The organism is Micromonospora sp. M51 (assembly GCF_018070305.1).
In the GTDB taxonomy this organism is placed as follows: Bacteria; Actinomycetota; Actinomycetes; order Mycobacteriales; family Micromonosporaceae; genus Micromonospora; species Micromonospora parva.
In genome coordinates this window covers 1-7,310 of sequence record NZ_JAGPXZ010000273.1, presented here as the reverse complement: position 1 = coordinate 7,310, position 7,310 = coordinate 1, and the positions used below count along the sequence as shown (strand labels likewise).

The 7,310-nt window shown below is 69.2% G+C and carries 5 protein-coding genes and 1 pseudogene; 2 read left to right on the top strand and 4 right to left on the bottom strand.

Annotated elements, in window-relative coordinates; translation table 11 throughout:
• Nucleotides 1-369: 369 nt before the first annotated feature.
• A complete protein-coding gene (locus KBX53_RS16340; protein ID WP_030333015.1) occupies nt 370-876 on the bottom strand; it encodes a hypothetical protein in 507 nt (168 codons plus the stop codon).
• Nucleotides 877-1,284: 408 nt separating this feature from the next.
• Between KBX53_RS16340 and KBX53_RS16335 the strand changes: the two genes are divergently transcribed.
• Nucleotides 1,285-3,153 carry a hypothetical protein gene (locus KBX53_RS16335; protein WP_210860161.1) on the top strand — a complete coding sequence of 623 codons (1,869 nt, stop codon included), beginning with the start codon at nt 1,285-1,287 and terminating at the stop codon, nt 3,151-3,153.
• A gap of 427 nt (nt 3,154-3,580) precedes the next feature.
• Nucleotides 3,581-4,240 (top strand): annotated as a pseudogene (locus KBX53_RS16330) (SGNH/GDSL hydrolase family protein); the annotation flags it as partial.
• A 134-nt stretch (nt 4,241-4,374) separates the two neighbouring features.
• Here KBX53_RS16330 and KBX53_RS16325 read toward each other — a convergent pair.
• The 3 genes from KBX53_RS16325 to KBX53_RS16315 all read right to left on the bottom strand — a co-directional run.
• A complete protein-coding gene (locus tag KBX53_RS16325) occupies nt 4,375-5,733 on the bottom strand; it encodes a hypothetical protein (protein ID WP_210860157.1) in 1,359 nt (452 codons plus the stop codon).
• Nucleotides 5,730-6,698 carry an alpha-ketoacid dehydrogenase subunit beta gene (locus KBX53_RS16320; protein ID WP_210860164.1) on the bottom strand — a complete coding sequence of 323 codons (969 nt, stop codon included), beginning with the start codon at nt 6,696-6,698 and terminating at the stop codon, nt 5,730-5,732. Before KBX53_RS16320 ends, KBX53_RS16325 begins: the two co-directional genes overlap by 4 nt.
• 1 nt (nt 6,699) lies before the next feature.
• A partial coding sequence (locus KBX53_RS16315; protein ID WP_247675717.1) for a thiamine pyrophosphate-dependent dehydrogenase E1 component subunit alpha occupies nt 6,700-7,310 on the bottom strand: 611 nt, incomplete at its 5' end.

Below are 7,310 nucleotides of genomic sequence, written 5' to 3'. Positions count from 1 at the left end.
ATTCAGAACCGAGGGCGACGGCGGCCTGTCGCTGGGGTGGGCGGACGGCTACCTCCCGGCCGCCCCCCGGAACCGTCGAGGCAGGAGACCCGCCAGGACAGGTAGACGGTTCGCGGCGTCGCGCCGGCACTCGCCCGTTCGCGCCACCGTACCCGCTGAAAAGTCTCGAGGTAGACGAGCTCAGTGACGATCGCGAGAATCGCGTCGGCGGACCAGGCAGCCCCCCACTCGCAGCGCAACCGCGGGCCCTGCCAGAAGGCCCACTCACCTCCGGCCTCGCGAACAATCTTGTAACGGAGGCGGACCGGTCGCATGGACCGGTCCGCCTGGCGCTTGATCTCCATGATCCTGGTCGTCCTTCGGGGTCAGTCAGGCCGTCCGTGTCCGGCTGCGCGGCCGTGAAGCGGACCGCTTCTGAACGGGTCGGTAGGGATTTTTCTTGCCATACGTGTGGTACAGCACCTCGCCGAGGAGGGTGCAGACCGCGATGAGGGAGATCACGGCCAGGTGGCCGCCCCATTCCATCTGACCGGTGAGCAGCGACACTGGAACGCCGAGCGAGCCGAGGATCAGGTTGCAACGCCGGGCGGTTCCATCGCCGCGGACACTCCCCACCACCGTGGCGCCGCGCGTGGGTCGGGTGCTGTACTCCAGCGCCTGCGCGATGACGAAGGAGATGACCAGGCACATACCGAAGACCGAGAAGTCCTGCGCGCTGCCGGCCTCGATCTGGTGGGCGGTCACAGCCGGGCGAGCGACTCCACTCACACCCAGGTAGGCGAGGCCCAGGTAGAGCGTTGGCCTGCACGTCTTCAGACTGAGGCCGAAGGGTACCTCGAAAGCGTCGGCGGGCGTATTCTTGTCGGGGTCATACATGTCAGCTCCTCACTAGGGCAACTGGCGTGCGTGATGATCGTTTCCGGGACTAGGCCCCCGGATCGATCACTCCTAGTGGCTCCTCCGGTCTCCCGGAGGAGCCACTAATTTTTTTGTCGATATTTATCTTCCTGGTTGGCAACTCAACAAGCAATGGGCTCCACAGTGACTTCGAGTGAGGTTTGCAGTCACTGTTTCCGCAGCTCAGAGCAGTTAGAATCAAGATCGATTATCCCGTCCACAGCGATTACGCCGAACGCTCGACAGTAGACTTCGGCGTGATTGACAGCGGCGTATCGGACAGTTGACAGCAGCACTCCCGCCAAGAGACAGCGTCGCTGTTACCCTGCGCTAGTGCCCTCCACGCGACACCGCTCATCGTCAGCGAGCACGCCGCCGGCCGTCACGTTGACCGACGTCAGCGATCCACGACAACTGCGCAGCTACGCGGCGACCGCCCAGGTCGCCTACATGGACGCCGGGCTGGAACCCGGGATCACAAAGATGACGCAGAATGAAATCGCCAAGATCCACGCCAAGATCAAGCAGGTCAATCGTGGCGACAAACCAGACCCCACCGCCGGCGTCGGCGGTGATGCGACGCCAAACGACCCCAGCGGAAACTTCAGCCGGGCGCTGCGAAACGGGCCGACGATTCCGTTCCTGCAAGCGTTGGACACCGTCATCCTCGGAAGAGCACCACAACTCAGCCGCGCGGGTGGGCTCGCGGCCTTCGCCGCCCGGCTGTCTGGTGTACGCAGCGGCCAGAACGTCGAGGCCACCATCTCGCCTTTCTACCAACCATTCGTCCTCGCCATTCGCAACCCTCCCCCGATCATCCTGCTGCTTCAGGCCACCATCCTCCTGGCCGAATTCGAAGAGCCCGGCCGGCCACCGAGTGATGTGCGGAACGTCCACCGAGAAACACTTGCCCATGTCGTCGACGGACTCATCCAGATCGGCAGCCTCGCGCCGACTCCGTCCAGCGTCGACGCGCTGATCCTGCTCGGCAGCATCAGCCGCTACGCCTTCGACCTCGTGGAGAAGCGCCTGGACAGGGCCTTACGCACACCCCTGGGCTTCCGCGTGTGGCGCGCCCTGGCCGCGGTCGTCCTGGCCATCAAGGCGGACCGCCGGGAATCAAGCCCTGAAGGCGAGCAGGTGCGCGACTGGGTCGAGCGGCAACTGAGCTTCTGCGAACGGCTTCGGCAGTACAGCCTCTACCCCGCGCGCTCGCTCGACCTCGAACTCGCGATCGCGATTCCAAAGATCTGGTCGCCACCGGAACGGGACTGGGCCGGGGACCGGCTTCGCGCCCGCGCCAAGGATTCTAACGCGACCTTACGGGAGCGCGGCACTGCCGTCTTCGGCCTGTGGGAGCGAGCCTGGGACGGCGAGTATCAGGACGCAGCCCGCGACGAGATCTTCGAGTTCATCACCGATTTTCGCCGAGAAGCGTCGCGTCGGCCCGGCCTCAAATGGGTTGCGGGCACCCTGGAGCAAAATGTACGCCGACACAAAAAAATCCTGACAACCTGGCCGGATCTCGACGAACCCTGCCAGCGGGTCATTCGCGACGCTGGCCGGGAACTCGACTCCACGATACCCAATCGGATCCGTGCAGCTACCGAGACACTGTTCCAACACGCGGTCATCAAGAACGCTGGCGTCCACCGTCGCCGCGCCATCGACGCCATACGCGCCGGCGGCTGGGCCGCGCAGGTGATACCTGCCCTACGAGCAGTTCTCCGGCATCCCCAGGCCGACCCGTGGCTGCGCTGCCGGGCGTTGTTCGCCCTTGGATTCATGCAGGAACGCCGCGAACGGGCACAGGTTGTTATGCGGGAGGCTTGCGAGCATTCCTGGGACCGGCTCAAGCGACTGAATCTTGATGACAGCCAGGCCACGAGGGTTCGGGTGATCGAGGTCCACGCCGCGCTGTTCGCCGTGGGCGACTGTTTCGGCGACCCTGCCGGAGAGCAGGCAGCCGCCCAGATCCGTGAACAACTCGACGAGCTTCTTCAACGCGTGGTCACGGACGTTGTCAAGGACGATGGACGGTTCTTGGTGCCAGTCGGCCGCGCCCTCTCCTACCTCCTGGCTACCACAGCACATGTCCGTTCCACCAGCTCGAAGAACATGCTCGACCGGCTCGTCACGGTCAGCGATCCTCCCACACGGCACATGAGCATCTGGGGTTTGAGCCGCTTCACCGAACACGGCATCGTGAAGCAGGCGCACGAGGTGCCATTCGAGCCAATGAGCATTGAGGACTGAAGCGCCTTACCTTACGGCCAGCGCGTCCTGCCCGCCTCGACCGACGGCCAGGGAGCCACCCCTCGACCCTGCGAGCCATCCGTTTCGGCCCGCAGGTGTTCCCCGTGCGACCCGCAAGCGCCCAACGACCTGCCCGTAGGTCATCCTGCGGCAGCCGCGCACTCGTCGCTTACCCACCAGCTCTGGCCAGCAGTCGTCAGCGCATCGTCGGTCACCTCCTCCGCCGTCGGGGCCCCGGGCTCCCACCGTGCGGTCGGCCAACCACCCGTCGTGGGCGGGCGGGTGCCAACACCCCACCCCGGTTCGCCGACGTCGTCCCGCCCATGACACCAATCCGACAGGCCCGGGCGGACCTGTCCACCTGGCCGAGATCGGCCTGGCCGGCCGTGCCTGGCCGGGCCGCCCGACGGTCGGTTAGCGTGCCGGCATGCCATCGACGCTCACCGAATCAACGGACCCGTACTGTCTGCGCCCCGGGGAGGCCGCCGAACTGCTGCACGGGCACCCGTGGCGGCGGTTCGTGGCGCTCGGCGACAGCGTCGTGGAGGGCATGTGTGAGCCGACCCCGGGCTACCCGGACGTGCAGTGGGTCGACCGGGTCGCCGCCGAGCTGACCACCGTGCGCCCCGAGTTGGCGTACCGGAATCTGGGTCGACGGGGGCTGCGCGCCCACCAGGTGCGGGCCACCCAGCTCGCCCCGGCGTTGGCCTTCGCACCGGATCTGGCCCTGGTCGTCTGCGGGGGCAACGACGCCTTCCACCCGGCGTACGACGCGGCGGCGGTGGACGTCGAGCTGACCGCGATGATCACCGCGTTGCGCGACGTGGGCGCCGACGTGATCACGGTGGGCATGTTCGACGTCTCGCACAGCCCGGCGGTGCCCGAGCACCTGCGGGCCGGCCTCAGGGAACGAATGCGCCGCCTCTCCGCCCACACGGCCACCCTGGCCGAGCGCCTCGGCACGGTCCACGTCCACCTGACCGACCATCCCCTGACGGCCGACCCCACCCTCTACAGCACCGACGGCCGCCACGGCAGCGCCCGCAGCGACGCCATAGCAACAACCGAAACCCTCCGCGCCCTCTCCCTCTCCCTCTCCCATTCCCGCTCCCACTCCCCCCACCGCCCCGGACCCGCGCCCGTCACCGGTGATCAAGAGGTTTCGGTCACCGAGCCCGGCGTGTCGTGACCGAAACCTCTTGATCACCGGGAGGAGGGGGGTCAGGTTTTCAGGAGGACTCCGGTCAGGAGGACGCCGTGGGCGAGGTTGAGGACTCCGTCGCAGCCGGGGTAACCGACCCGCGCCAGGCCGCCGGAGGCCCTGCGGCCGAACAGGTACGGGGCCAGGGAGTACGGGACGTCGGCGGTGACCGTCTCACCGGTCTCGATCTGGACGAAGTCCATCGACACCCGGTCGGTCGGCAGGTACTCCTGAAGGATCGCGCCGCCCTGGCCGACGGCGGCCCGCACACCGTCGGCCCAGTCCGTCGCGCTCAGCTCCGGACCGAGCAGCACCCCGTGCCCGGCCGAACCGTCGGCCGGCTTCGCCACCACGGTGGCCTGCTCGGCGATGGCCCGGTCGAGCACCGCGGCGGTCAACGGCACCGTGTACGGCACGTGCCGGCGGATCAGCGCCTGGTCGTCGGCGGGCAGCCCGGCCACGTCCTCCCACAGCCAGGCGAAGGTGACCTTGTTGCCGAGCAGCCAGGCCGCCGCCGACACGAACATCGGTAGCGTGCCGGCGGCGAGGGCCCGGGCCACCGCGTCCAGGCCGGCGGTCGGAGTGACCCGGTTGGGCACGAAGAGCCGGAACAGCGCGTCGACCGGCGCGCCGTCGACGACCAGGCGGTGATCGGCGTCCACCGTGGCGGTGGAGACCGGGGCGATGACCAGGTCGATGCCGAAGTCCCGGGCCCGTACGGCGAGGGGGTCGAGGATCCGGATGAACGTCTGCGGGTCGTCCAGGCCGGGGTAGTCGGCGTCGAAGTCCATCAGCAGCGCCACCCGGGCGCCCTCGGGCAGCCGCAGCTCGTCGCGGATCGCCACGAACCGCTGGTCCAGCAGGGACGGGGCGGCCCGCACCGGCAGCTCGTCGAGGATGCCCTGGTCCTGGTAGAGGCGCGCGTACCGCTGGATGACGGTGTCGGCGTCGAACCCGCCGCCGAGGCTGCTGTCGATGTTGTACTCGACGAACTTCGGCACCCCGCCGGAGAAGATCACATCCGGTCGGTACGCGGCCAGCAGTGCCTCGGTCAGCGGCTCGGCCTCGTCCAGCAACCGGGTCTCCCCCGCCGGTACGCCGAGCAGCCGGCGCAGCTCCCCGGCGGTACCGGCGCGACGACGGCAGGCGTCGAGGATGAGCTGCGCCAACCGGTCGCAGACCTCGTTGAGCTCCCGCCAGGCGTCCGCGGTGAGCACCGGGGGCCGGGCCAACCGCCACTGCTTGTTGTAGGTGGCCCGGCCGTGGAAGACCTGCTCCCAGGCCGCCGCCCCACTGGCCACCATGGCCCGACGGGCCGGCTCCGGCAGCTCGGCCCAGGCCCGGCCGACCGCCGGCCACTGATAGTTCGGGTCGATCATGATGAGTCCTTCACGGTCAGGTGGATGGCGGTGACGAGGTGGTCCCGGCCGGGTTGCACGGCGCGGTCCAGCGCCGGGGCGAACGGCAGCACCGCCCCGTCCGGTCGGGTGACCCGGCGCGGCGGGGCGAGCAGCCGGACCCGCTCCACCACCGAGGCGATGATCTCGGCGGCCATGCCGCAGGAACGGTTGCCGTCGTCGAACACCACGAGTCGCCCGGTGCGGGTGACCGACTCGACGAGACCGTCGATGTCGAACGGGTACAGGGTGCGCGGGTCGAACACCTCCACCGAGACCTGATCGGCCATCTCCTCGGCGACCGCGAGCGCGTCGTGCACCAGGTGCCCGATCGCGACCACTGTGACGTCGCAGCCGTTGCGGTGGATCCGGCCCCGGCCCAACGGCACCGGCGCCAGGTCGTCGACGTCGTCGCGCACGTCCATCGCCGCGGCCGGCGCGAACACCACCACCGGGTCGTCGTGGCGGATCGCGGTGACCAGCAACCCGTACGCGTCGGCCGGGGTGGCCGGCACGACGGTGACCACGCCGACGTGCGCGAAGAGGCTGTACGGGTGGTCGGAGTGCTGCCCGGCCCACCCGGTCCGCGAGCCGGAGCCGGGCACCAGGTAGGTGACGGGGACACGGCACTGCCCACCGGTCATCAGCGGGAACTTGTGCGCGTGGTTGACGATCTGCTCGAAGACGAGGAACAGCAGCGACGGGATCTGAAACTCGATCACCGGCCGCAGCCCGGCCAGCGCCGCCCCGGTGGCGAAGCTGGTGAACGCCTGCTCGGACAGCGGGGTGTCGCGGACCCGTTCGGTCCCGAACCGCTTGGCCAGCCCGGTGGTCACCAGCGACGCGCCGACCTGGATGTCCTCGCCGAGCAGGAACACCGCCTCGTCGTGGGCCAACTCGTCGGCGAGCGCCCGGGTCAACGCCCGCCGGTACGACAGTCGCGGCACCTCACCCACCTCCGGTGCGTACGGTCAGGCCGCTGGCGTACAGGTAGGCCAACGCGTCGGCCGGGTCGGGTTCGGGGCTGTCCAGCGCGAACCGCACCGCCGCGTCGACTGTCGCCTCGACCTCGGCGTTCACTGCTGCCCGGTCGGCGTCGGCAAGCCGTGAGCCCTGAATGTCCACCGGGTCCCGGGCCCGGCCCCGGGTCACCTCGTCCGGCGGCCGGTAGTCGAGGCGTACCGCGTGTTCGAAGGTGTGGTGGGCGTCGAAACGGTAGGTCCGGGCCTCGATCAGCTCGGGGCCACCGCCGGCGCGCATCCGGTCGACGGCGGCGGCCGCGGCGGCGCGTACCGTCTCGGGGTCCTGGCCGTCGACCTCGACGGCCGGGATGTCGAACGCGGCGGCCCGGCCGGCGATGCTGCCGGCCACCGCGCCGGCGACCGGCATGGTGGTGGCGTAGCCGTTGTTCTCGCAGACGAACAGCACCGGCACCCGCCAGAGCGCCGCCAGGTTGAACGCCTCCAGCAGCATCCCCTCGTTGACCGCGCCGTCGCCGAAGAAGCTCACCCCGACGGTGTCGTGGCCCTGCCGTCGCCGGGCCCAGACCGCGCCGGTGA